Origin of the sequence: Bartonella doshiae NCTC 12862 = ATCC 700133, from assembly GCF_000278155.1 — a bacterium.
Classification (GTDB): Bacteria; Pseudomonadota; Alphaproteobacteria; order Rhizobiales; family Rhizobiaceae; genus Bartonella; species Bartonella doshiae.
This window is the reverse complement of the sequence record NZ_JH725096.1, coordinates 308,170-332,286: the sequence shown is the minus strand read 5'-3', so window position 1 is coordinate 332,286 and position 24,117 is coordinate 308,170. Positions and strand designations below refer to the sequence as shown.

Here is a 24,117-nt window from a genome sequence, read left to right as displayed (position 1 = left end):
GAACAGAGCTATTTACTATCTCTTTGCACTATATGAAGAAAGGTAGATTCGTCAACAGCAGACTGCTTGTTTTTTAAGAATTCATACTATTTTTTACCATCAGCAGATTTATAAGATATATTTTTGTTTATGGGATACTCTTTGTAAAGTCTTTACCTCTTAGTTTTATGAAAGTCCTCATGATACTGAACAAATTAAAGCTTTGGATGATTTCTTTAGCCAATCGGCGCACAGCCCCACATTGGCTTGGCTTTATTGCTTTTATTGAAAGTTCTGTTTTTCCAATTCCGATAGACATTTTATACATTCCGATGGCGCTTATCCGCCCCCGTCAAGCTTATTACTATGCTTTTCTTGCAACCCTATGTTCTGTTTTGGGGGGTATTCTGGGTTGGTTCATTGGGCATTTTGCTTACGATACTATTGCCAAACCGATTTTAGAATTTTACGGTACAGTTGAAAGTTTTCAAGCACTACGCAATGATGCAACATTGCAATTTCTGGTCGTTTTACTAATAACCTCAGGGTTCTTTCACCTTCCCCCCATCAAGATTGTCACGATTTTATCCGGTGTCATGGGTGTGCATCTTGGTATTTTTGTTCTCAGCTGTACTTTTGCACGTGGGGCACGTTTTTACCTTCTTGCATGGCTAATTCAGCGTTTTGGAGATAAAGCAATGAATTTTCTTTTCCGTAATTTCAAATGGATTATCCTCCTCGGCTGTGTTAGTCTTTTGCTTGTCTATGGCATTTTCATAGCTCTTGTGAACAAGCACCTTTCATTTTAAGGAACATACTCTATGAAATGCTTTTTATCTTCTTTGCCTATTTTGAATAAGCATCTTCACCATCAACCAAGCAAAAAAGAACAAAGTTTATGGGCTTTTTTTCTCGCTTTTTGCCTCCTTGTAACACTAGGTATCGCACTTGGTTTTGAATATATTGGTGGGTATCTTCCTTGTGACTTATGCTTGATTGAACGCTTTCCCTATTATGGTGCCATACCATTTTTGCTTTTAGCGGGTTTTGGAGCATGGTTTTTTCGCGCGTTTTTTTGGGTAGAGCTTTTATTCTTCTGCGTTTTTATATTGATGACAATTAGCTTTATCTTAGCGATATACCATACGGGTGTTGAATATGGCGTTTGGCCAGCACCTACCAGTTGCGGTACGGGAGCAACAAGATTTACAACAGATGCCTCCCAACTTTTCAATCAATTGAACAGCATCCATCCACCTTCTTGTTCTGATGCACCAAAACGTTTTCTTTTTCTTTCATTTGCCGGTTGGAATGCCGTTGCCAGCTTGTTCTACATGCTCATCAGTCTTTATATGAGTTCAAAAGGGCTTCTTTCAGGCTGTAAAAAACCATAACCACAACATCAAAACAAAACTGCCTCAACCAGCACTTTACACCCCATCAGTGCTTACAACACAACACAAGACACGCTTTTATCGCATTTTTTATTTCTTTCCCTTGCCTTACCTCCCGTTGCCTTACCCCCTGTTGCCTCAACCTCCATTGCCTCAATCCCTCTTGCCTCACCCCCCGTTGTCTCAACCTCCATTGCCTCAACCCCCGTTGTCTCAACCTCCATTGCCTCAACCTCCATTGCCTCAACCCCCGTTGTCTCAACCTCCATTGCCTCAACCCCCGTTGTCTCAACCTCCATTGCCTTACCGCCCCTTACCTTACCGCCCCTTACCTTACCCCCCCTTGCCTTACCCCCTGTTGTCTCAACCTCCATTGCCTCAACCCCCGTTGCCTCAACCTCCATTGCCTCACCCCCACCAGATGCCTGAACCTTCATTGTTTTACCTCCATTGTTTCAACCCCCGCTGCCTCTCAACCTCTATTACCGCAACATTGTGCCCATTTTCTGCGCAATTATGTTCGTTTTCTGAACACCATCTGTCCTTTCCTGAAAAAGCCCACATCTTCATTTTCTAAAGCAAAATACCCATACGCTTCTTACACCCTATTTTTCAGGGGGTAGCGCACTCCCCTTACCTTCACGGTCATCTTCCCCCTCTTTCACACCAGACATTTTTTCTGCGCTGAAAAAATAAAGCAAAAGAGCTATGCACATTTTACTGTTTCAATTTTCTGTACTTATTTGCGACATTCTGATAAAAATTCTTGGAACAAGTGAGCGGACTGATAAATATGAACAGTCTGCTATGTCTGAAGATAAAAACACACCACCTTCTCTTTCACTCTCGCCTTCTTCTTTAGATATATGCCAACTTAAAGAACCCCAACGACGTCATGGAGCATGATTATGATGCATGGCGAGAACATACACAAATAGGGGATCTCAATACTCCTTACAAAAACCATCCCATATAAAACCACGAATTAAATCAGCACCACGTATTAGACAGGTTTTTTGGTGCGATTTTCCTCATGATTCAATATTGCCTGAATTTTGGAAAAAACGACCTGTTTTAGTCCTCTCTAAAAATGCAAAATTGTATGGAAATGTTGCGGTTTTACCTTTTTCAACAAAGTCACAGCCGAATAATCCTGCTGCCTATCCGCGGCAATCTCCCATAGAAAATAAAAAGGCGTGGATTATCTGCAACTCATGTCACAACAGTTTCGTCAGTCGTTTAAGTTGCGCACATACTGTCCCAAGATTACCTGAGGAAGATTTTCATAAGGTTGTAGCTCTCATGTTGAAGCATTTACCCCGTTTATACCACTGACTTTTTAGAAAAATAAGCGTATATAAAACCCATCTACGGCATCAGTAATGGTGGCCGCTTCCCCGTAAGGGGAGATAGGAACGGAGGAGTGGTTCCCCACTCCTTTCGTCATTTAAGGTCGTTATCTTTAAGGTCGTCATTTGGAACATTCAGCACTATTATAAACATAATCGCACAGTGCAGATGGTGACAGGTCCTCCAATGGCAATACTTCCTTACTGATAAGTCCATTTTAAAAGTATTATATCACTACAATACATCATAAAAATAAGTTTAGTATATGTACACTCTATACCTTTCATATGTTTCGTGTACTTTTAACACATATATTTTGTATGTTAAGCATAAGCTTTAAGTGCTATTAGAGATGATAGTCGTTTTAAAAAAGACTTAGGAGCTTCTCAAATAATAATTAATAGGGGGAATTAAGATGCTAAAATATTTATTGCCGTTACCTTTTATGTTGGTGGCTGGTTGCGCATCTATAAATGGTCCATCAAATTATGTTGATAAAAGTGTTACGAAGAATGAGGCCCGATTAATCGCTAAAGATTTTGTTCAATATCTCAAAAAAGCCTTACCACCAGCTAAAACGGCACTTATTATCAAAAAAATTAATACAGAAAACAATTTTACTCCTTTATTCATCACGCTGTTGCAACAGAATGGATATAAAGTGACCTCTACAGATCAACCAAAGAACCAGCAAAACACAGGTGTAAATTTTATAACTTTGACTTATACAATAACACCACTAAATGACGGTATAATGTCTGCTGTGTATTATGATGCGGATGAAATACAACATTATTATGTACGTACTTATAAGAGATGAAACTCCAATCATTCGATTAAAGAACTGTTCATAAAAACAACTTTAGACAGGTATTATCCTCATACTGTCCATATTTCTCTTCTTGAGAAAGCACCACATTTTAAAGTCTGATCCCTTTTGTGGTGCTTTCAGAAGAGCCCTGCTAATACGCTTACTGATACACTTATCCGACAAGAAAAAGCCTATCTTATAACCTACTGTATCACCACACCATTATTCCCATCTATTGCTACGGTAAGGTATGCTTTCCAATCTGGAAGCTTCTGTTATATCATTCCACTGGTAGAAAAAGCTGTCCAGAGATTAACATAGTTCTGGTAACAGACGAAAAGTAAACACAAGCCCAGTTTCACTTCCTTAACAAACCAGTTTCACTTCCTTCGCAAATAAACATAATAGATTTATTGCCTCAGTTTCATACACTACCCCACCTGTTACAGGCCCCAACATAGCAGAGAGAATTTCCATGTTTGTATCCTCTCTTCGCAAATAGGTTTGCTAAAGAACAAAGAATTGCCTCCTTCTACAAAAAACCATTTTCTGCAAAAAAATCATTACAAAGAGAACAATTCCCCGATCGATGGGGAGGTGTTTCATGAAAGCATCAATTTTGTAGTACAGAGTAAGCGGTACTCCCTTTTCACAAATAGGTCTATTTTAAACAATCTTTGATAGGTTTTGTTTGCTGTTAATTTCTTGCGCTTTGGATATCTTTTTTCTCAAAATATAAAAGATATCCATAATTTTTCTCTGAAAGAGAGTGATGTTAAGTTTCAGATTTATTTCCAAGACACGCACATTTCTGGTAGGGTGATTTCTACGCTTTATCCGCCCCACTGCTTTTAATGTCCCTGTCATTCCTAAAAATGTACAACCAGCATCACAATGCAGCAATAAGCATCGATCAACCCCATTGGCAAGAGGTAAACGAGAGTGTTGACCTTCATGCGTGGAGCAGTATACCAGTCCATAGCAATCACACCATATATTACGCAATGCTGCACGTGTTATTCTTGGAGTATTTTCATAAGGCAATGTTTCTTTACGCAACGAACGCATTACGCTTGGCTTTATCTTTTTCACCAACAGCGATAATTTCAGATTTGGAACAGCGTAATAATACATACCTATTTTGCACGGCTTGTGCATCGTCTGATCCGCAACACACCACCAAGATGTTGGTACTCTTTTCTGAAAACTTTTCGGACTGTCATTTACAGGTAAGCTTTCACGTATAGTTAAAAAAGAATCAGTCTCAAGCATTTTGAACTCCATTTTTTGGCATGAACTGAAAAATGCCAAAAAAAATCAAACAAAAATAGAGACCGAAGTTACGAAAACTAAAGGGTAAATTCCACTCTTACTGTAGCCTTTCTATGCCTAGGTTCTTATTCTAAAAAACACTTCTACAAACCATAAAGAATATTTTATTATTAAAAAACAATAGATTAAAATATAGGGGAGATTATCTTAAACCTCCCCTAGAAAGGAAATTCTGTTTCAGAAATAGAATGAGAAGAAACAGAATTATAACTCTTTTTAATAACTTGTTCTTTTGATAAAGCAACGCTGGCTGCTGTTTTTGGAGCACCTCCTTTAGGTTGCCAATTAGCAACACTTGCGAGCTGCTCAATGACATCTGTTTTTAATTTACCACTCTGATTTAATAACTTATATTGAGCTGCATTTTGTTCCAGCCATTTTTTAAGCGTATGTTTAGCATTTTTACTTTGTTCAACTGTGTCCATGGCCTCCCATGCCGCAACAACAGCTGCAAGCTTTGGGGTATAGCGTGGATGTTTTGGATCTTGAAAGGCATATTTTTGTTCTTTCAATTTATGAGAATCCGCCTCAGAAATTTCATGAGAATCAACCTGAGGGAAAAAAAATGCAGGTCGCAGACCGAAAGATGAAAGCCAACGTTTTAAATCTTCAACGTTAACAGATGAATCATGTCCATATATCCCATCACAAAAATCATACGCCCATTCTACCTTTAATTGATTGTTTTTTCCTGCTGTAAGCATGCCATTATACACTGTACGGAATTGAGTAGCAGCAGATAATCTTAAAACATCATTATTTCGACAACGAATAGTACTATTTTCTGGACAGAGCTTATCAACAACTTCATATTTTCCTGGATTCAATCCAATAATCAAAAACGCTGCCTGCGGTAATGTTAGTTTATCAAAAAGACGCCAAAATTCCAAACCGTCATCAATGAACATATATATTTTTCCTATTTTTATCTGCAAAACTTAACTGTTTGTTGAAACATCAAGAACACCTTCTTTTATCACATAGAAATTACGCACTTTCTGACACTGCAACGTATCGTGCTCTTTGAGAAAATCACGGGCGCGCGCAAATCCTCCCAAAGACATGTGCCAAAAGATTTTTATTAAATATAAGAGAGTTTAAAACGAGAAAATCCTAATATATTCGGGACTCTCATTCAAGTCGCAATACAAAAATTATCCTGAATAAATCATAAATTTTAACGCTGAATCAACACTTATAATATTGCAACATTTTTCTGACTTTTCACACTCACCCGTAATGAACAAAAATCATTTAATCATTCAAGCACAAAAACACCAAGAGCACTTCATAGCTCTTTGAATGCATCACTTTCGGTAAAGAGAGTCAGTAATTCTTATGTCATCTGAAAAATAACCGTTTGCGTAGCAGATTATAACCGATTGGCAACGATAATACTGAGAATAGACCTTATACAGCTACCCCTCAATAACGGTATTTTACGGTATAATAGAATAAAGTGATTACCCCACACGACAATGTATTTCACAAGTGTATCCTTGATACAAAGATTTTTCTAAGAAAAAATGTAATTTAAAAATAACATTATGTATTGTTACAACAGCGTTTTTCTTTTCACAGATTTTAGGAGCGAATGCCAATTTGTTAAAGAGAGAATCTCAGGATTCCAGTTTAATTTCCATAGCATCATCATAAGAGAGTAAAGTTATCACAGCTCTTAATATGGTTGGTAATTATATTTTTAAACAATCAGAGCCAAACATTGAAGCAGATGCTAACCCAGGTGTTACACCGGTAGCGGATTTGATCGAAATGGAAGCAGGGATTTTTGGTCTTTTCGCATATTTTCTATATCTTTATCATATTGCGAAAAATTCCACGCATACAAAGGCTCGAAAGACGTACGATGCTTTTGTTCAAAGCACATGGCTTGTTCCTTAATTAAGATATTTCCCTTTAATGGGGGTTAAAGAATAACCTTATTGAATAATTTGTATTAAAGACATGGAATGCAATTTAATCACATTGTATGCCTTTATTTTATATTCAATCAATATCCTTGATTTTTTCCTCACTCTCCATGATGAATAAAGTCTAATATGCTCTATGCATCGGCTCTTTTCTTCTGTGGTATTCCTATGATACGCACACAAGGCCTATTCCCACAATGTCTATGACAAAGCCTTCTTACACTCTTCGCCTTCTTACATTCTTCAGTTGCATTGTCGCAGAAAAGATCTCTCACTCAAACGATTTGACTTTTTTCTCTGTCATCCATCATTCTTGTCGCACATGAATACGACAGATATATTTTTGCAAAAGCCAGATTTTATCATTTCTTACGTTTAATTTTTTTACCCTCTTTACACACCAACGCTCTTTTTTTCTTATCACTATTTTTACGAATTTTTAAATTTTATATTGACTCCCATTTTTTTTATCTTATATCTTAGAATTATTCTAAAGTATAAAGGCCTAGAAAATGTTGAAGCCGTTATTTTCATTTATACAACGCAAAGCTCTGTCCTTTCGTTCAACACAAAAGATGATAATACGCATATTGAGAGAAAAAGAGAAGCACGCAGCGCTCTATTTAAGATATGCAAAGGCTCTAAAACCTTATTCCTCCAAGCAAGCAGCAATTTTTGCAGCAATGGGCATGCAAGAGCTGGAAAATTATAAGCAGCTTCTTTGCCTTTCTTGTAATAATCGTGCAAAGGCTGTTGATTCATTTTGTGACCATCCTGCCCTTGTAGCAAGTAAGCGCTCCAGCGCAAATGCATGTACAATAAACCAAAGCAAAAATGCGCATACAATAACTCCAAGCGCAAGTGCACGAACAACAACGACAAAACAAACTGCGAAAAAACCCACCAAAACACAAAAGCAAATGCTTTTAACGTGGATTCAACCTGGTCTTGCGGGCTTAATGGATGGCTCTGTCTCTACCCTTGCCCCTATTTTTGCAGCGGCTTTTGCCACAGGTGATACACACCAAACCTTTTTGATAGGGCTTTCCGCTTCCATTGGAGCGGGTCTTTCAATGGGATTTACAGAAGCAGCTCATGATGACGGGAAATTATCAGGGCGTGGTTCTCCATTCAAAAGAGGTCTTGCTAGCGGTGTTATGACAACGCTAGGAGGGTTAGGCCATGCGCTTCCTTATTTGATCAATTCTTTTTATGTTGCAACGGTTCTTGCATTTATCATTGTCTTTTTCGAATTATGGGCCATTGTTTGGATTCAAAATAAATATATGTCGACACCTTTTTGGCGCGCATCCTTACAAGTTATTCTTGGCGGAACTCTCGTTTTTGCTACGGGGATCTTCATTGGTAGTATATAAAACAAACACTCTGGAAAATAAGCGTTTACCATATAAAACAAGCCATGGAAGCTGTCGTTCTCTTTATAAACCTTTCACTTCTTGTTTCAGAAGGGATCTTTTGTTAGAGTTGTGTTTGTTTTTTATATTTTGGAGATGCTTTGACCATGCCCTATACGCCCCTGAACAGCCAAAAGAGCCCCCTTTCGTCGAATCCATCCCCTCAGCTTTCACAAAAAGCGACTTTATTTATCCAGCGTCTTGAACATGGGCAAGGTTTAGAACTCCCAGACTATGCCACAGCAGGCTCTGCTGGACTTGATCTACGCGCAGCACTTGGAGAAGAAGAGACACTTGTCCTCGCACCTGGACAACGTGCTCTTATTCCAACGGGGCTTATTTTTCACCTTCACCTTGGTTTTGAAGCACAAATACGCCCACGCTCTGGTTTAGCCTTAAAGCACGGCATTACATGCCTGAATACGCCAGGGACAATTGATAGTGATTACCGTGGTGAAGTTAAAGTGCTTCTCATTAATTTGGGGCAAGAAAACTTCTCCATTACACGCGGCATGCGCATTGCACAAACAGTCATCGCTCCGGTTGTTCAAGTCAATGTTTGCGAAATTGAACCAACGCAAGAAGATAACACACCAAGAAATGCCGGAGATCGTGGTGTTGGGGGTTTTGGTTCAACAGGCCACAACTAAGCAGAAAAACAGCACCTTCTTTACTGTACAGGAAGAAACATCCTTCCCATGAAGGTGTTGCTCGACCCCATACCAGAAAACATGAGAAATGATAGTTTTGGTACCTGTGGTTTAACAGAAAAGATAAATCCCCCTCTTTACTGTACAGGAGCAGCATTCTCCATGGGAGAAGGAGTAGTGGTCACAGTATTAACGACATTTCTTGTCGCATCGGCTGATGTATTTTCCACTGCATTAGCTGTTTTCTGCACAGCAGCATTCCCTGTTACCGCCTTTGCCATAACATTGGAGGATTTTTGCAATCCCATAAGACCGATTTTAGTATATCCAGCGGTACGTATTTGATTAAGCAAATCAACAACAAGACCATAATCGATTTCACGATCAGCTTTAATGAAAATTTTTGTCTCTAAATTTTGATTTGTTTCTTTCAACAAAATTCCAGGAAACTCTGTTTTGTTCACAAGACGATCACCAACATAAAGAGAATTATCTTTTTGCAAAGTAACATAAAGCGGTTCCTCAGGCTGAATGGCAGCGGGTGCTTGCGTTATAGAAGGTAATTGCACAGGAATAGTAGACGTCGCCAAAGGCGCCGCTACCATAAAAACAACGAGTAAGACCAAAACAACATCAATAAAAGGGGTTACATTAATCTCGTTGTGTAAATCACCATCATCCCAGTCATCATTAAAGTTTGCTTTCATTTTTTGTGACTTTTCTGTTGTAGATGCCTATCGAGTTCACGACTCAAGAGTCTTTCAATGGCTGCAGCAATATCACCTAAATCATTGCGATAACCATTAATAGCACGCATTAAGCCATTATACATAGCAACAGCAGGAATAGCTACAAAAAGCCCAATAGCTGTTGCAAGTAAGGCTTCAGCAATTCCAGGAGCAACCACATCGAGTCGCGTTGTTTGAGATTCCGCAATTCCGATAAAAGAATTCATGATCCCCCAGACGGTTGCAAAGAGACCAACAAAGGGGGCAAGTGCACCAATCGTTGCAAGAACAGCACTTCCACATGCAACACGGCGCACAGCAGAAAGCAAGCAGCGTGACAAAAGCGAATGCACTCTCTCTTTTACGCCCTCATTCATATCGCGACCAACCTCTCCATATCGATCAATCTCCTCAGAGAAGAGACAATCATCATAGGGATTCTGCTGCGTTGGAATCCCCTCTCCAAATACCCCCTGTCCGAATATTCCCTCTCCGAATATTCCCTGTGCAGATATTCCTTTTTGTGCACATTGCCTTTCATGTGCTTTTTCACGAGAGCCTCCACTGCTTCCATCAGAAGCAATAAAATTAACCTGTTGTGTAGAAAGATACACCTCTTTAAGGACTTCTCTTAAAAAGAATACCCCCACTCCTTTGCTTTCTTTCAAGCTAGCAGCTAAACGCGGGAGGGTTTGAGCATTAAGAACGAATTGAAGCTCATGACGTACTCTTCGTTTTGCTAAGAAGATCTCAACAACTTTCACAAAAGCAATCGTCCAAGAAGCAAGAGAAGCGAGCAACAAAAGAACGATAATCGTTTTTACAACCCAATCAGCGGCTATAAACATAGAAAAAGGGGAAAGATTATGCGCAGCAAACGCAGTAGACATATTGTCTAACGATACTGTTTCAGATTCCATTTCGTCTCACACCATTTTGGTCTTAAAGTTTTGATTTTACAGTCGTGTCATCACCCCATAGCACGATCTTTCCACAACACTGCTTCTATAATGGCCTCTTCCGTAACAGCCCTTTTTATAACAATATTGTGGGAGACTTTTCTTAATGCCACTTCGTGTTCAGTTTAAGGAATAAAACTTGATAAATCAAGTTTAGTTTTAATTCAGAAATTGCCTCTTTCAAGCAGGATTCTTGAAGAAGTATTCCCTACCACGACAACAAGAATTCCATCTCAAAAATTTATCAAGCATCATTATATTTAATAAAAACAGAGAGATGCAAAACTGATTTCATAGGTAAGATTGATTTTATCAAAAACACTTCTAGATTGTATAAAGAAGGGCAATGAATAGATTTATACAAAGAGGTGGAACGAAAAAAACTGTTTGACGTTACCCAAACAGTGAAAATTTTACTCCAATGCAAATAATCACTGTGAACACACAAAAATGAGTCATAAATGAGTCAGAGAGGGAAAAAACATCATGGCAAACAATAAACCGACAGAAAATAAAAAAACAGCATCAGAAAAAGATCTCCAAACACAATTAGAAAAATTGCGCAGTGAAATTTCAGGTATAACCACAACTCTCACAAATCTTGGAACAAATAAATTCAACACCGCCAAAGATAAGGCTGAAAAATTATACAGTTCAGCAAAAGAAAATGGTGAAGAAATATTCTCTCAAGCAAAGGATAAAATAGGTGATTTTGAACAAACGATGAATCAATGTATTCGCAAAAACCCTGGCAAAAGCGTTCTTATTGCAGCAGGTGTTGGCTTTATTCTTGCACAATTATTACGTCGTTAAAAAATGCATACATTTATCGCTCCTCTTTTAAACAACCTTATGGGCGGAGAGCTCAAAAATACTGTTAAGCAAATGCGTCTTCAAGCAATTTGCTGTAGTATTATTGCCGTTTCATTATTTATGTCATTGCTTTTTTTATCTGTCGCGGGCTTTATTGCATTATGTTCGATCATGAAACCTCTTGCAGCAGCCAACACTGTGTTTTTCATTTGGCTTTTTATTGCAGGACTAGGTATTTTGGCGCACCGCCTTCTCAAAGCTTATCAACGCTATAATCATCAAAAGAAGACAGAAGAACAACGCCATAAGCTTATGACAGAAGCCACGCTTTCTGGGCTTTCGTTGCTCAGTAAAAATCTCCCTTTTGCGAAATTAGGCGTTCCAGTCCTTGGACTCGCAACCTATTTTTTATGGAAAAAAGATAAAAAAGATCACTCTTAAAAAGAACTCTTCTATCACTCTATGCTCCAAGACGCTTTCTCTGCATACAGAGAAAGCGTTTTTTGTTCCAACACCACACCTCCCAGCCAATGCTACAAAATGCTAATCCTTCCTATCACTTTAGCATCCTTTGGTTAGAAAATGCTTTCCCTATCTTTTGTATAATAAAATAATAAGAATGTTCGACAGCAAAGATCTATCCCATAAGGCTTTATCCCCTTCCATCTGACTGTTTTTTAATGGCAATAACCATCAGAAACCTATAGATTTCTTCAAACATGCCCTTTTGAAGCGCTCTCATAATACGCAAATAACAAAGACCATTTCTGTAACGAAAACACTCTCATCCCCCCAAAAACATTTCCCCAAGAACATTTCCCTGAGAACTTTCTCTACAGAAACACAACAATGTTCCTGTTATACACAAAGGCCCCTACTAACTACCGGCTCTTTCCTTTAAACCCTCTCCTCAATTTAAGGGAAATATACAAAACACGTCCAACAACAGCGCTCAAAACATTATTGCCTTTAGTCCTCGATGCCTCAAATGCACCCTCAATAACCATGAGCAGCCAAATTCTAGAAAGACAAAAGAACAATCATTCCTCTTTTTTAAGTACTTTGTTATTTAACCTTTCAGCAATTCTGCGTAAAGAATTCATGCTTTTTCAATGGCTCCCCCCACTTTTGCAGCGATATCATGATGTGCGATAATAGAGACCATTTCTGTAACGACAGCATCAAGAGTTTCTCTGTCATTTCCTTCAGCCATAATGCGAATGACCGGTTCAGTCCCAGAGGAACGTATAACCAACCGTGCGTCTTTTCCTAAACGCTGCTTTGCTTGATCTATTGCTGTTTTAACAGCATCCTTTTTCAGCACATTTTTGTTTTGAACTTTTACATTTTTCAAAATTTGCGGTACATGTTCAAACCGTTTACACAACTGACTCATAGGAATTTGGCTTTCCTGCATACAGGCTAAAATCTGTAAAGCAGCGACTAGTCCATCACCAGTTGTTCCAAAATCGCTAAGGACAATATGCCCAGAAGTCTCACCACCAACATTATATCCCTTCTGACGCATAGCATCGACAACATAACGATCCCCAACATTTGTCCGAATAAGATCCAAACCTTTACTATTCAAGAAACGCTCAAGTCCAAGATTTGACATAATAGTGGTAACAACACCGTTGCACTGTAAACGCTCCGTTTTAAGCCAATGTTCAGCAATAACAGCGATTAACTGGTCTCCATCAATGGTTTGTGCCTTTTCATCAACAATGAGAACACGATCTCCATCCCCATCAAGAGCAATCCCAACATCAGCACGCACTTCATGAACTTTTTGTTTTAAAGAGGTTAAATCGGTTGAGCCACATTTTTTATTAATATTAAGACCATTTGGCGCGTCATTAATAGCAATGACCTCAGCCCCCAATTCCCATAAAGCACGCGGTGCAGCTTTATAAGCAGCGCCATTTGCACAATCGACAACGATACGTAAAGCATCCAAGCGAACATCACGTGGCAAGGTCCGTTTAGCGTATTCAATATAACGATAAATATCACCTTCAACCCTTTTTGCGTAACCAATTTCTGCACAACTTGCTAAAGATTTTGAAAGATCTGTCTCAATTAATTGTTCAATTTTTGCTTCGATATCATCTGAAAGCTTAAAGCCATCAGGGCCAAAAAGTTTAATTCCATTATCATAGAAGGGATTATGAGAAGCAGAAATCATCACTCCAACATCCGCGCGCAGCGAACGACAGAGCATCGCAACAGCGGGGGTTGGAACAGGACCTAATAAAAAAGCGTCCATTCCAGCAGCAGTAAAACCTGAAACCAAAGCATTTTCCAACATATAACCAGATAATCGGGTATCCTTACCAATCACCACACGACACGATTGATGTTGTGAACGAAACAAAACCCCTACGGCCATCCCTACTTTCATGGCAAAATCTGGTGTCATAGGAAAAGAATTCGCTTTGCCCCGAATTCCATCTGTACCGAAATATTTTTGTGCCATCCTTCTTTCCTTTATACACACTTTTTCTTTTGTTTTCCTGACAGAAAAAATTCCTCGTACAGCGAGCCCCTCGATGTAATGAGATCATTTATATATCCCTTTATTCTTAAAAAACTCAAAACGTTGAACACATTTTCGTTCAGAATAAATCCTATTTCTATAACCCCACACATCACTTCAATAGACACACCTCTAAAGCCTTAACACACCCCACAATGTTCTTCTTTGACATGTTTTGAAAACGCTACTTTCTTTGCATACAACCAAAAGAACAAACGTACCGTCTTCCCTCAAAAAAACACCCTTAAATACTCTTCTCAAAAATGTCGTACCGCTTTACACGCATGTCTTTAAACATTATGGCGGAGGCGCAAGCAAGCTTGCGCCTCTGTCAAAAAAATTGTTTAGAATCTTTCAAAAAACACGGTCATTCAGGCATCATTAGAAGGTTCTTGTTTCCCTTTCCGTCCGGTATTACTTACTTTTTTAGCATTTTCTTTATTTTCAAAAGAATCTACAGCTTCGGTACTCTTTTTGGTACTCCGTGTTTTTTTCTCAATTTCATGAGATTTAGCGCCTTTAAATGCAGTATCTTTGGATTCAACATCATTAGATTTTGTTTTTTCTTTTCCAACTTTCAGTTCTGCTTTTCCCGCTTCACCTTTATCAGTATTGATTTTCCCTGACGTTTGTTCAGCACTCTCTCCCTTATTTGCTCCTGTTTTTGGCACAGATGAAGTACGCAAAGGCGCATTTTCATCTTTCTGTGTTCGTGAAGGAGGCTTTCCAGCAATGACTTCATTAATCTCAGCACCGGTTAAAGTCTCATATTCTAACAGACCTTGCGCAAGAGCAAACCATTCTTTCTTTTTTGTTTTCAGAATTTTTGTAGCACTGGTATAAGCATCATCAATCAGCTTGCGCACTTCAGAATCGATCATGCGTGCTGTTTCCTCAGAAACATTCTGCGTTCGAGCAACAGAATGGCCTAAAAAAACTTCATCTTGGTTATCACCATAAGCGACATTTCCAAGAAGATCAGAAAATCCCCATCGTGTAATCATCGCCCGTGCTAACTTTGTTGCTTGTTCAATATCGGACGAAGCACCAGATGTGATATTTTCTTTTCCGAATTTCAATTCTTCAGCTACGCGTCCACCCATCATAATAGCCAGCCGAGAAATCATCCACAAATAACTCATAGAATAACGATCCCCCTCAGGCAATTGCATAACCATACCCAAAGCTCTCCCTCTTGGAACGATTGTCGCTTTGTGGACAGGATCAGCTACAGGCACATTGAGCGCGACAATAGCATGTCCAGCTTCATGATATGCTGTTAGCTCTTTTTCTTCTTGTGTCATGGCACTTGACCGGCGTTCAGCCCCCATCATAACCTTATCTTTAGCATCTTCGAACTCTTGCATAGTCACAACTCTTTTATTACGGCTCGCAGCCATAAGAGCAGCTTCGTTGACAAGATTCATAAGATCTGCACCGGAAAATCCTGGTGTTCCCCTTGCCAAAATTTTCAGGTCCACATTAGGGGCTAGCGGTACATTGCGCACATGAACTTTCAAAATCTGTTCACGCCCAGAAACATCAGGATTTGGCACAACAACTTGCCGATCGAAACGTCCTGGCCTTAACAAGGCAGGGTCCAGCACATCGGGACGGTTTGTTGCCGCAATGAGAATAATGCTTTCATTAGGTTCAAATCCATCCATCTCAACGAGCAATTGGTTTAAGGTCTGTTCACGTTCATCGTTACCCCCACCTAAACCTGCACCACGATGGCGTCCAACAGCATCAATTTCATCGATAAAGATAATACAAGGTGCATTTTTTTTAGCCTGTTCGAACATATCCCGTACGCGACTTGCACCAACACCCACAAACATTTCAACAAAATCGGACCCTGAAATTGTAAAGAACGGTACATTGGCTTCACCTGCAACAGAGCGTGCTAACAAGGTTTTACCAGTTCCTGGAGGTCCCACAAGCAAGACACCTCGAGGAATACGCCCCCCTAAGCGTTGAAATTTTTGTGGTTCGCGTAAAAACTCTACAATCTCTTGTAGATCTTGCTTTGCTTCTTCAACGCCAGCAACGTCCTGAAAGGTAATACGCCCTTGCGCTTCATTAAGCAATTTTGCTTTGGATTTACCAAATCCCATCGCGCCACGTGATCCACTTTGCATTTGTCGCATAAAGAAGATCCACGCACCAACAATAATAATAACAGGCAACAATGAAAAGAGGAGATTGAGGAAAATACTATTGCCAGAGCTTTCAGGAACAGCCTTCACATTTACATTTTTGCTTTCCAATTTTTGTATAAGCCCTGGATCGCGTGGAGCATAAGTAGACACAACTCTATTTTCAGTCGTCTGTCCTGTTAACTTTTGCCCTTGAATTGTTACAGAGCGAAGTTCATTCGCTTCAACTTTCTGCAAGAATTCGGAATAGGAAACCTCTCCACTTCCAGCACGCTGGCTATCTCCATTAAAAAAAGAAAATGATACAATCAAAATCAAGGCAATAACTCCCCAAATGAGGAGAGAGCGGTAATTGGAATTCATATTATGTCCACTTAATCAAATACATCAAATATAGATTTCAAATAGTTTTTCTTAACATATAACCTTGTCTATCCCTTGCCAAGGTATAAGAAGATGTTTATTGTCTTTTAGAGTAATTTTTCTTCATCTTTTCACCTCTATATTAAAAAAAGGTTCAAGAACATTAATAAAAACGGCATCTTCATATGACAAAAGCCAATTGAAGGGAGCCATTACGCGTTTCATGGTTATATTTTGTAGAGAAGCAGCTTGAGATGTCAACTCTGGAATGGAGAAAGCTTTACCATTTGAGATCATCAAAAGTGATTGTAAAGAGGGAAAATGGGGACGATCGCAATCTAATTTACTGTTTTTGCATAAATATTTTAGCTGTTCCAAATTTGCTGCTCCAATTTTGATAGCATCAGGTTCATGATTAGTGATCTGATAGCGCCCATCCCATAAACACGTTTTTCCTGGATCAAGGCTTATCTCTTTAATATTTCGAGATTCGCGCCAAAAAGAAATTCCATCGCTGTTATATTCAATGACAGACCCAGCCAAAGTAAAACGCTGTTTTTGAGAAGAGTGTAAACACAATTTTTTGTCAAGCATGATTAATTTTTTATAAGGAAGCAAATAAGAGCTACCTCCCATCAGCACCGCAAAAAGCCCAACAACAAAAGGAAAACTTGGATGTTGGTGTAAGAACGGCGCAGGTTTTGCAATAAAACAACGCCCATGTTCAACAATAATATCCAGAGCCAAGATCAAATCGGCAATCTTTTGCGCCTGTTCTCGACGTTTTAGCGCTGCTTCATGAACCTTTTTAACAAATGTAATAAACTGTTGGGGATGAAGGGACTGCCGCACACGCACGCGTTCAAAATTCAAATCTTCATTCGTTGGATCTTCAATCCATGTTTTTCCTTTTAAGCGTAAATAAGCACGCAATGTTTCGCGCTTTACACCAAGGAGTGGACGAATTAAACGCACAGAGCGATGCAACAATGCTTCACGCGGAATGCAAGATAAACCGCGTGCATACAACAGCCCAGTGTTTTTTTTCGCACTCTCTGCTCCTTCATCTTTCCTAAAGATTTCCTCACGCATAGTAACAAGGGAACTATCCTGCAAAAAAACATCCATATCCTTTTGAAGCCGCTGATACCGCATCTGATAGGTTTCGATCTGATCATTAAGCGTATGTCCTGTCATAATAAGCGTCGCGTTTTGTTTTTGCGCTTCTTCGAACAAAAGATCATACCGTGCAATGCGCGCTTTTTCAGCGATATGTGTCTTTGGCTTTTTACCCTTCCACCGCACAATGATATGCTTAATGTGATGAGCACGGCAAATTTCTGCAACATTTTCTGCTTCACGCGCTGATTCTGGACGCAATTGATGATCAACAGTAACGACAATCATCTCCGGCGGAAAAGACAATGTTTTAAGATGATCTTGAACCAAAAACAACAAAGCAAGCGAATCGCCTCCCCCAGAAACTGCAAGAATTAACTTCTGACACTGGATAAAATCTGATGTTTTAAAGAGATTTCCTGCTAGTCTAACGAGCACTGCGAACGACTCCGCTCCTTTTCAAGACGTTTACAAAAGGCGCATTCCAATGATTTATAACGCTTTGGTATATTGGAAAAGAGAGCACAAGCCTCTTTATTTTGGCCAAGAGCAGCCATACTTATTGCTAATTTCAGTAAAATCTCAGATCCATAGAGAGTCTTTTTATCTGTATACCACACAGCGAGATACACTTGTGCAGCATCATGATAGCGCTTTTGTCCCAATAAAGCTTCTGCTAACCAAAACAAAGCATCACCACTCAAAGGATCTTCTCGATAACGGTCTTGAAAAACACAAAAGGCCTTTTCAGCTTCAACATAGTTGGCAGAAAGAATAAAATCATAGCTCTTTTTATATAATGTTTTGGCAGTGAGAAGAGACAAATCTTCGCCTTGATGCAATTCCGTATGGGAGTTCTCTTCATGTATTTTCTCTAAACGGTTATGCGCTTCTTTCGGGTGATTTTCATGATCATCGCTCTTTCCATGAGCAATATTATTCTGATCATTTGTCGTAGTATGGTTCTGTTTTATGTCTTTTATGGTCTGCAACTGTTTATTCAAAGGGGGATAATAAGACGGGCAAGAATAAACAGCAGAGTCCTTTTTATCAAAAAACCGGTGAAACTGCTGTTTGGTATTTTCCAGACTGTTATGCTCAAGTACGGTTTGTATTCTATGCAAAAGCTTATCCAAATCATACTCTTTAAGGAGAGAATCTTGATTTTCCAAACGCATTCCTTGCTTTTGAGCAGTCCTCTGAGAATTAGAAGTCGCACTTGGAGCAACACCTACAGGAGCAGACGACATATCAGCCGTATCATAAGGGAGGAATGGAGAAACCTTTCGTGGTGCACTTTGTGTAAACAAAGCAAAACACACAATGAAAGCCGATATAAAGAAAACGGCTTTCCAATTCTGTTTTTTACACGCACACATACATTTCTTCCAAAAAGAATCAATCCAATAATTTATTTAAATATTGGCATCAGTTTTGTTACTCACCATTCACATTTTGAATTGTCGTAACAGCACGGCGATTTTGGTTCCAACAGGAAATATCATCACACACTGCAACAGGTCTTTCTTTCCCATAAGAGATCGTTTGCAAGCGTTGCGCAGAAACACCAAGAGAAATCAGATAATCGCGTACAGCAACAGCACGGCGTTGTCCCAGAGCTAAATTATATTCACGTGTTCCGCGCTCATCAGCATGCCCCTCAATCGTAATAAAATAGTAAGGATAACGAAGCAACCATTCTGCTTGTCGCATCAAAACACGCTGAGCATCAGGTTCAATTGAAGAAGAATCAAGACTAAAGAAAACCCGATCTCCAACATTAACAATAAAGTCCTGCCCTGAACCTGAAGGCCCGTGATTTAAGCCCGCACTATTCCAAGAACTATTTATTCCATCAATACGTTTTTGCCCACAACCAACTAAAGACAGCGAAAAAAAGAGGATTACAGCAAGAGGATGAAGGATAATGTTTTTGATAGAGCACATGTAGGAATTCTCCTTAGTTAGTAAACACTGAAATTGAAGGGATACATATTTCAATAGCTCTTCAAGAATAGTTATCAATTCTGAATAAAGATAAAATTTTTCTTTTTTTATTCACCATTATTTTTTGCGTTACACCTAATCTTTCTCACACACAGCTTTGTATTTCTCATGGAAACAGCTGCATACACTTACCGCTGCGAGGCAGTATTCTGTTTATGTATCATCCTGATGACTTTTTTGAAGTGCGTTTAATTTTGCAAAAACTTTATCGGCATCGAAATTTTCATTGAAATTTTGTTCATCCCCCACCTCATTGAGTGCAGCATTTTCTGTCACGGATGCGGGAAGCAAAGACCTATCTCCTTCAACAGAGGCTGGACGATTTTTTGCTGCGCGTTGGAGTTCGAAGTCCAAATCAATTTGCGAACACAACCCCAACCCTACAGGATCAAGAGGAACCAAATTCGCGCTATTCCAATGGGTTCTATGGCGAATTTGTTCAATTGTTGCTTTTGTTGTCCCAATTAACCGTGCAATCTGTGCATCTTTCAACTCAGGATGATTGACCACCAACCACAAGATACCGTTAGGACGGTCCTGACGTCGAGAAAGAGGAATATAACGCGCGCCCTTGCGCTTTTTTTCAGGAATGCGTACTCTGGACTCTGAAATTCTCAAACGTGCGTTTTGATCAGCCTCCACCCTTGCAATTTCACTGCGTGTCAACTGACCAGAACTGATTGGATCCAAACCTTTAATACCATAAGCAGCTTCACCATCAGCAATAGCTTTTACTTCTAAGACATGCAATTTACAAAATTCTGCAATCTGATCGAAAGAAAGTGCAGTATTATCAACCAGCCAAACAGCCGTAGCTTTAGGCATCAAAAGTTGCGTTGCCATCTTTATAATATCCTCTCATTTGCCTCTTTTCAGGCAGGTTATCGCTCACTTTGGAGCACTGAAGCTTCAGTTCTTACACGTCAGGTTCTCTCCACCCGCTCTCAACATTAGCGAGATATGGAATAAACCACTTTTTCCATGAAACCACATACTGTTATAGCGTGATTTTTGCTTAACGACAAGATATCTGTCTTATTAATGAACCTCAAGTGCGTGTCTTTACCTTTAATGTAAATTTTCTTATAAGGAATTTATTTTATCACTTCATCTCATAATGCGGCATATTTTTTCTTGGGACGCGTGTTAATTTTTTTAACGGAAAGGATCTCCCAACAGAAAAAAACCAGAAAATTGGAAGGAAAACCATGGCAGGCCATTCACAGTTTAAAAATATTATGCACCGTAAAGGGCGTCAAGACGCAATGCGCTCGAAAATATTTTCTAAGCTTGCACGCGAGATTACTGTTGCAGCCAAACAAGGTGCTCCTGATCCAGCCATGAATCCGCGTTTGAGACTTGCAATCCAGAACGCTAAAGCGCAATCAATGCCGAAAGACAATATTGAACGCGCGATTAAGAAGGCTTCTGGAAATGATGTCGAACATTATGATGAAGTCCGCTACGAAGGGTATGGTCCAGGGGGTGTTGCCGTCATTGTTGAAGCTTTAACCGATAACCGCAACCGCACCGCTTCAAACGTGCGCGCCGCTTTCACCAAATCAGGTGGAGCCCTAGGAGAAACAGGATCCGTCAGCTTTATGTTTAATCGGATTGGTGAAATAATCTATAAGCCTGAAGCAGGAACAATGGAAAGCATAATGGACGCAGCAATCGAAGCAGGAGCCGAAGATGTACAATCCGAAGAAACTGGGCATCATATCACCTGCGCATTTGAAGATATTGGCGAAGTTTCTAAAACGCTTGAAGTAAAGCTTGGCGAAGCAGAATCAATCAAAACGGTTTGGAAAGCAACCACCTTTGCTCCCGTTGATGAAGAAAAAGCTCTGTCAATTTTACGGCTTATTGCAACATTAGAAGAAGATGACGATGTCCAAAACGTCTATGCTAATTTTGATGTCAGTGATGAGATTTTAGCCAAACTGTCTGCATAATTTCTTATCGCTTTATCATGCCAATAAGACCCCTTCTATAGGATTTGTCTCCCTTATGCTTGTTCTTTGGTGATATTCTCTGTACAGGAGCCTTCTCCAAAATTGTTTACAGTTTTCATTCTTATAGCTTAACACGTAAAAACCCCGCCTTGCGGGGTTTCTCCTTCATATTTCTCCATATTTTTAACCAAAACCTCAAAGATGAAAACTCTTGGATTTTTTTCCAATTTTTCTAAAATTCTAAAAAAGTCTCTCAAGACAAAAGCCATTGCCATATCCAGATGCTCCAAACACAATAGCTATAACAGAAGAGCAATTTAGCTCCTTTAAGCTGGAAATGTACAGCTATCATTATATGTTAGTAATGCATAGCTTTACATCTTTATAAAATAAAATGGTTGACCTTTTTATCGCGTATTGAGTAACGGTGACCATGCCGGATCAGAAGCATCATTGGGCGTAGGCAATTGACGTTCATTGCGACCAGTAATGTCAATCGTATAAATCTTAGGCCCCATGCCTGGATCTTTGCGAAAGAACATCAATACGCGACCATTAGGAGCCCATGTTGGTCCTTCATTGTGAAAGCCTGTAGTCAAAATTCGTTCTCCTTGTCCATCGGGATGCATAACACCAATGGAAAATTTACCCTCCAATTGTCGTGTAAAAGCGATATAATCACCACGAGGTGACCAAATGGGAGTAGAATAGCTTCCTTCGTTTGAAGAAATACGCTGAACATTGCTACCATCCGCATTCATTATGTAGATTTGCGGTTTTCCTTCACGGTCTGAAGAAAAGGCAATTTTACTCCCATCGGGCGAATAAGAAGCTGACGTATCAATCGCTAAGGTTGTTGTAAGGCGTGTCATTGTGCGGGTACGTAAATTCATAGTGTAAAGATTTGCACTGCCATTATTTTGCAACAAACTCATAATCACTTGTTGTCCATCAGGCGAAAAACGTGGGGCAATTGTCATATTGTCAAAAGCACCAATTAATTCTCTTTGTCCCATTTCGATTTGTTGAAGATATACATGAGGTGTTTTCTTATACCCATAAGCCATATAGGTGATTTCTTGACGCTTAGGAGAAAACCGTGGTGTGAGAACCAATTCACTACCATCAGAAATATAAACCAAATTTGCACCATCTTGATCCATAATCGCTAAGCGTTTAATCCGCGCATCCTGAGGCCCTGTTTCATCTATGAAAACAATCCGCGTATCAAAATAACCGCTTTCCCCGGTCATTTCGCTGTAAATCTCATCTGCAATCAGATGCGCAACACGCCTCCAGCGTTCTATTGCTGTGTAAAAGCGCCGCCCTTTAAGTTGTCGCTGCCCGAAGACATCCCATAAACGAAAATCCACTCTCAACCGTCCATCAGTTTCTCTCATAACCTGACCAGTCACCAAACCCTGTGCATTTATCTTTTGCCAATTAGCAAAACGCGGCTGACTCTTGGGATCAGGAATTTTATTAGAAAAAGAGGCTCGACTAAGCGGCAAAAAAAGTCCCGATCGTTCAAGATCTGCTGTAATAACAGCCGCTATCCTCGGCCCAATTGAATCATCAGAAACAAAATCTGTAATGGCAATCGGAATGGGATTAAAATCAGCACTAGCAATGGTACCTTTTAACTGTGCTTGAGCAGATGAAAAACCCGAAAACCACACCCCCACTGTGACAATAAACCAAGAAAAAAATGTGTGTTTCGTCATAGCCATAATGAAATATCCCTTTCATTGAGGAAGAAAATATATTTGTAACTCATCGGGTTATATCTTTAAATGGATCAACATTAAAATCAAAACCTTGCTCCCACATATCATATTGATCACGTGGAAGACCCGGATAAGGTTGACATGAAAAAACAGCTGCATAAACCTGTCTCACCATAATAGCTTGCTGACTCTCTCCACCGCTTAAGGGATCAATAACAGGTTCTCCCACAACCATTCCTTCATAGTTTAAGTAAAATCGCAAACGCACAGCCGGACGGTTTTTTAAATCTCCACCAAGAGCAACGAGTTTAAGCTTTTTTTGAATACAAGAGCCTACAATATTAACTAATGTTTGTGCTATTTTTATGGTATTGCCCATATTTTTTCGTGCACCCAAAGCTTCTGGTTCACTGGAACGCTTAGCCCCACCTCCCTGTGTGCGCGTATGGTTGAGCAGATTTTTTTCTTCCATTGCTAAAATATCTTCAATTGTCTGCACATTTGTTTGTTGAGTTTTGTGTTTTGCTGCCTGCGCATTTTGAGGCAAGGATTTTTTGTCGTTAGCAGATTTTGGCTTAAACTGTGGAAGGGGAGATGTACTAGGTAGCGTAATTTTGGGAGCTTGTGCGCGTTCTACAAGTGCTTTTTGTGTCGTATTTGTGGATTCATCCGACAATGTATTTTCTTGATTTTTTGACGTTTCTAGAATCTTCTCTGACAGCCCCCCTAAAGCACCCTCTTGAGGTTCTAATGCGCTCACCTTAGGCATAACCTCTGGAGCAACCTCTTGGGGCTCTGATACAGGCTCCTTAGGCATAATCTCTGGAACAACCTCTTGAGACTCTGATACACGCTCCTTAGGCATAACCTCTGGAACAACCTCTTG

The 24,117-nt window shown here is 39.6% G+C and carries 22 protein-coding genes and 2 pseudogenes; 10 read left to right on the top strand and 14 right to left on the bottom strand.

The annotated features are described in order from the left end of the window. Positions 1–179: 179 nt before the first annotated feature. Positions 180–788, top strand: a complete 609-nt coding sequence (locus tag MCS_RS06235; protein ID WP_024864207.1) for a YqaA family protein — start codon at positions 180–182, stop codon at positions 786–788. A 12-nt stretch (positions 789–800) separates the two neighbouring features. Further along, positions 801–1,373 (top strand): disulfide bond formation protein B, encoded by a 573-nt coding sequence (locus tag MCS_RS06230; RefSeq protein WP_004856524.1) that lies wholly within the window; start codon positions 801–803, stop codon positions 1,371–1,373. 53 nt (positions 1,374–1,426) lie between these two features. Here MCS_RS06230 and MCS_RS06225 read toward each other — a convergent pair whose 3' ends face one another. Next, positions 1,427–1,810, bottom strand: a complete 384-nt coding sequence (locus tag MCS_RS06225) for a hypothetical protein (RefSeq protein WP_004856521.1) — start codon at positions 1,808–1,810, stop codon at positions 1,427–1,429. 370 nt (positions 1,811–2,180) lie between these two features. Between MCS_RS06225 and MCS_RS06220 the strand changes: the two are divergent. Then, positions 2,181–2,708 (top strand): annotated as a pseudogene (locus MCS_RS06220) (type II toxin-antitoxin system PemK/MazF family toxin). A 430-nt stretch (positions 2,709–3,138) separates the two neighbouring features. Then, a complete protein-coding gene (locus MCS_RS06215; protein ID WP_004856515.1) occupies positions 3,139–3,543 on the top strand; it encodes a hypothetical protein in 405 nt (134 codons plus the stop codon). 657 nt (positions 3,544–4,200) lie between these two features. Here MCS_RS06215 and MCS_RS07985 read toward each other — a convergent pair. After that, positions 4,201–4,806 carry a hypothetical protein gene (locus tag MCS_RS07985; RefSeq protein WP_004856512.1) on the bottom strand — a complete coding sequence of 202 codons (606 nt, stop codon included), beginning with the start codon at positions 4,804–4,806 and terminating at the stop codon, positions 4,201–4,203. Positions 4,807–5,024: 218 nt separating this feature from the next. Next, positions 5,025–5,774, bottom strand: coding sequence for a hypothetical protein (locus MCS_RS08140; RefSeq protein WP_004856510.1), 750 nt, complete (start codon positions 5,772–5,774; stop codon positions 5,025–5,027). A 775-nt stretch (positions 5,775–6,549) separates the two neighbouring features. Between MCS_RS08140 and MCS_RS06200 the strand changes: the two genes are divergently transcribed. From MCS_RS06200 to dut, 3 genes are all read left to right on the top strand, one after another. Then, positions 6,550–6,768, top strand: a complete 219-nt coding sequence (locus tag MCS_RS06200; protein ID WP_004856508.1) for a hypothetical protein — start codon at positions 6,550–6,552, stop codon at positions 6,766–6,768. Between the two features lie 541 nt (positions 6,769–7,309). Further along, positions 7,310–8,173, top strand: a complete 864-nt coding sequence (locus MCS_RS06195) for a VIT1/CCC1 transporter family protein (RefSeq protein ID WP_004856506.1) — start codon at positions 7,310–7,312, stop codon at positions 8,171–8,173. A 146-nt stretch (positions 8,174–8,319) separates the two neighbouring features. Continuing rightward, the gene (gene dut, locus MCS_RS06190; RefSeq protein ID WP_004856499.1) at positions 8,320–8,862 is read left to right on the top strand and encodes a dUTP diphosphatase; all 543 of its coding nucleotides are present in this window, start codon (positions 8,320–8,322) and stop codon (positions 8,860–8,862) included. A gap of 137 nt (positions 8,863–8,999) precedes the next feature. Here dut and MCS_RS06185 read toward each other — a convergent pair whose 3' ends face one another. Together MCS_RS06185 and MCS_RS06180 are read right to left on the bottom strand one after the other, a co-directional pair. After that, the gene (locus tag MCS_RS06185) at positions 9,000–9,569 is read right to left on the bottom strand and encodes a biopolymer transporter ExbD (protein WP_004856498.1); all 570 of its coding nucleotides are present in this window, start codon (positions 9,567–9,569) and stop codon (positions 9,000–9,002) included. Next, positions 9,566–10,510 carry a MotA/TolQ/ExbB proton channel family protein gene (locus MCS_RS06180; RefSeq protein WP_004856497.1) on the bottom strand — a complete coding sequence of 315 codons (945 nt, stop codon included), beginning with the start codon at positions 10,508–10,510 and terminating at the stop codon, positions 9,566–9,568. Before MCS_RS06180 ends, MCS_RS06185 begins: the two co-directional genes overlap by 4 nt. Positions 10,511–11,035: 525 nt before the next feature. Here MCS_RS06180 and MCS_RS06175 point away from each other — a divergent pair. Together MCS_RS06175 and MCS_RS06170 are read left to right on the top strand one after the other, a co-directional pair. Next, a complete protein-coding gene (locus tag MCS_RS06175; RefSeq protein WP_004856496.1) occupies positions 11,036–11,362 on the top strand; it encodes an ElaB/YgaM/YqjD family protein in 327 nt (108 codons plus the stop codon). 3 nt (positions 11,363–11,365) lie between these two features. Next, entirely contained in the window at positions 11,366–11,803 is a 438-nt protein-coding gene (locus MCS_RS06170; RefSeq protein ID WP_004856495.1) for a phage holin family protein, read from the top strand. Between the two features lie 658 nt (positions 11,804–12,461). Here the strand turns inward: MCS_RS06170 and glmM are convergent. The 6 genes from glmM to MCS_RS06140 form a co-directional block, all read right to left on the bottom strand. Next, positions 12,462–13,841 carry a phosphoglucosamine mutase gene (gene glmM / locus MCS_RS06165; RefSeq protein ID WP_004856492.1) on the bottom strand — a complete coding sequence of 460 codons (1,380 nt, stop codon included), beginning with the start codon at positions 13,839–13,841 and terminating at the stop codon, positions 12,462–12,464. Positions 13,842–14,272: 431 nt separating this feature from the next. Beyond that, positions 14,273–16,423 carry an ATP-dependent zinc metalloprotease FtsH gene (gene ftsH, locus MCS_RS06160; RefSeq protein ID WP_004856491.1) on the bottom strand — a complete coding sequence of 717 codons (2,151 nt, stop codon included), beginning with the start codon at positions 16,421–16,423 and terminating at the stop codon, positions 14,273–14,275. Between the two features lie 123 nt (positions 16,424–16,546). Further along, positions 16,547–17,980 carry a tRNA lysidine(34) synthetase TilS gene (tilS, locus tag MCS_RS06155; protein ID WP_004856489.1) on the bottom strand — a complete coding sequence of 478 codons (1,434 nt, stop codon included), beginning with the start codon at positions 17,978–17,980 and terminating at the stop codon, positions 16,547–16,549. Continuing rightward, a complete protein-coding gene (locus MCS_RS08370) occupies positions 17,965–18,921 on the bottom strand; it encodes a tetratricopeptide repeat protein (protein WP_004856487.1) in 957 nt (318 codons plus the stop codon). The genes tilS and MCS_RS08370 overlap by 16 nt, the downstream gene beginning before the upstream one ends. Before the next feature lie 58 nt (positions 18,922–18,979). Then, positions 18,980–19,489: a peptidoglycan-associated lipoprotein Pal gene (pal, locus tag MCS_RS06145; protein WP_004856485.1), complete on the bottom strand. Its 510-nt coding sequence runs from the start codon at positions 19,487–19,489 to the stop codon at positions 18,980–18,982. 213 nt (positions 19,490–19,702) lie between these two features. Next, positions 19,703–20,392 carry a DUF1013 domain-containing protein gene (locus MCS_RS06140; RefSeq protein WP_004856484.1) on the bottom strand — a complete coding sequence of 230 codons (690 nt, stop codon included), beginning with the start codon at positions 20,390–20,392 and terminating at the stop codon, positions 19,703–19,705. A gap of 365 nt (positions 20,393–20,757) precedes the next feature. Between MCS_RS06140 and MCS_RS06135 the strand changes: the two genes are divergently transcribed. Then, the gene (locus MCS_RS06135) at positions 20,758–21,504 is read left to right on the top strand and encodes a YebC/PmpR family DNA-binding transcriptional regulator (protein ID WP_004856482.1); all 747 of its coding nucleotides are present in this window, start codon (positions 20,758–20,760) and stop codon (positions 21,502–21,504) included. A 128-nt stretch (positions 21,505–21,632) separates the two neighbouring features. Here MCS_RS06135 and MCS_RS08365 read toward each other — a convergent pair whose 3' ends face one another. From MCS_RS08365 to MCS_RS06125, 3 genes and pseudogenes are all read right to left on the bottom strand, one after another. Then, positions 21,633–21,779: a hypothetical protein gene (locus MCS_RS08365; protein ID WP_004856480.1), complete on the bottom strand. Its 147-nt coding sequence runs from the start codon at positions 21,777–21,779 to the stop codon at positions 21,633–21,635. A gap of 132 nt (positions 21,780–21,911) precedes the next feature. Beyond that, positions 21,912–23,234, bottom strand: coding sequence for a Tol-Pal system beta propeller repeat protein TolB (tolB, locus tag MCS_RS06130; RefSeq protein ID WP_004856478.1), 1,323 nt, complete (start codon positions 23,232–23,234; stop codon positions 21,912–21,914). 43 nt (positions 23,235–23,277) lie between these two features. After that, positions 23,278–24,117 (bottom strand): annotated as a pseudogene (locus MCS_RS06125) (cell envelope biogenesis protein TolA); the annotation flags it as partial.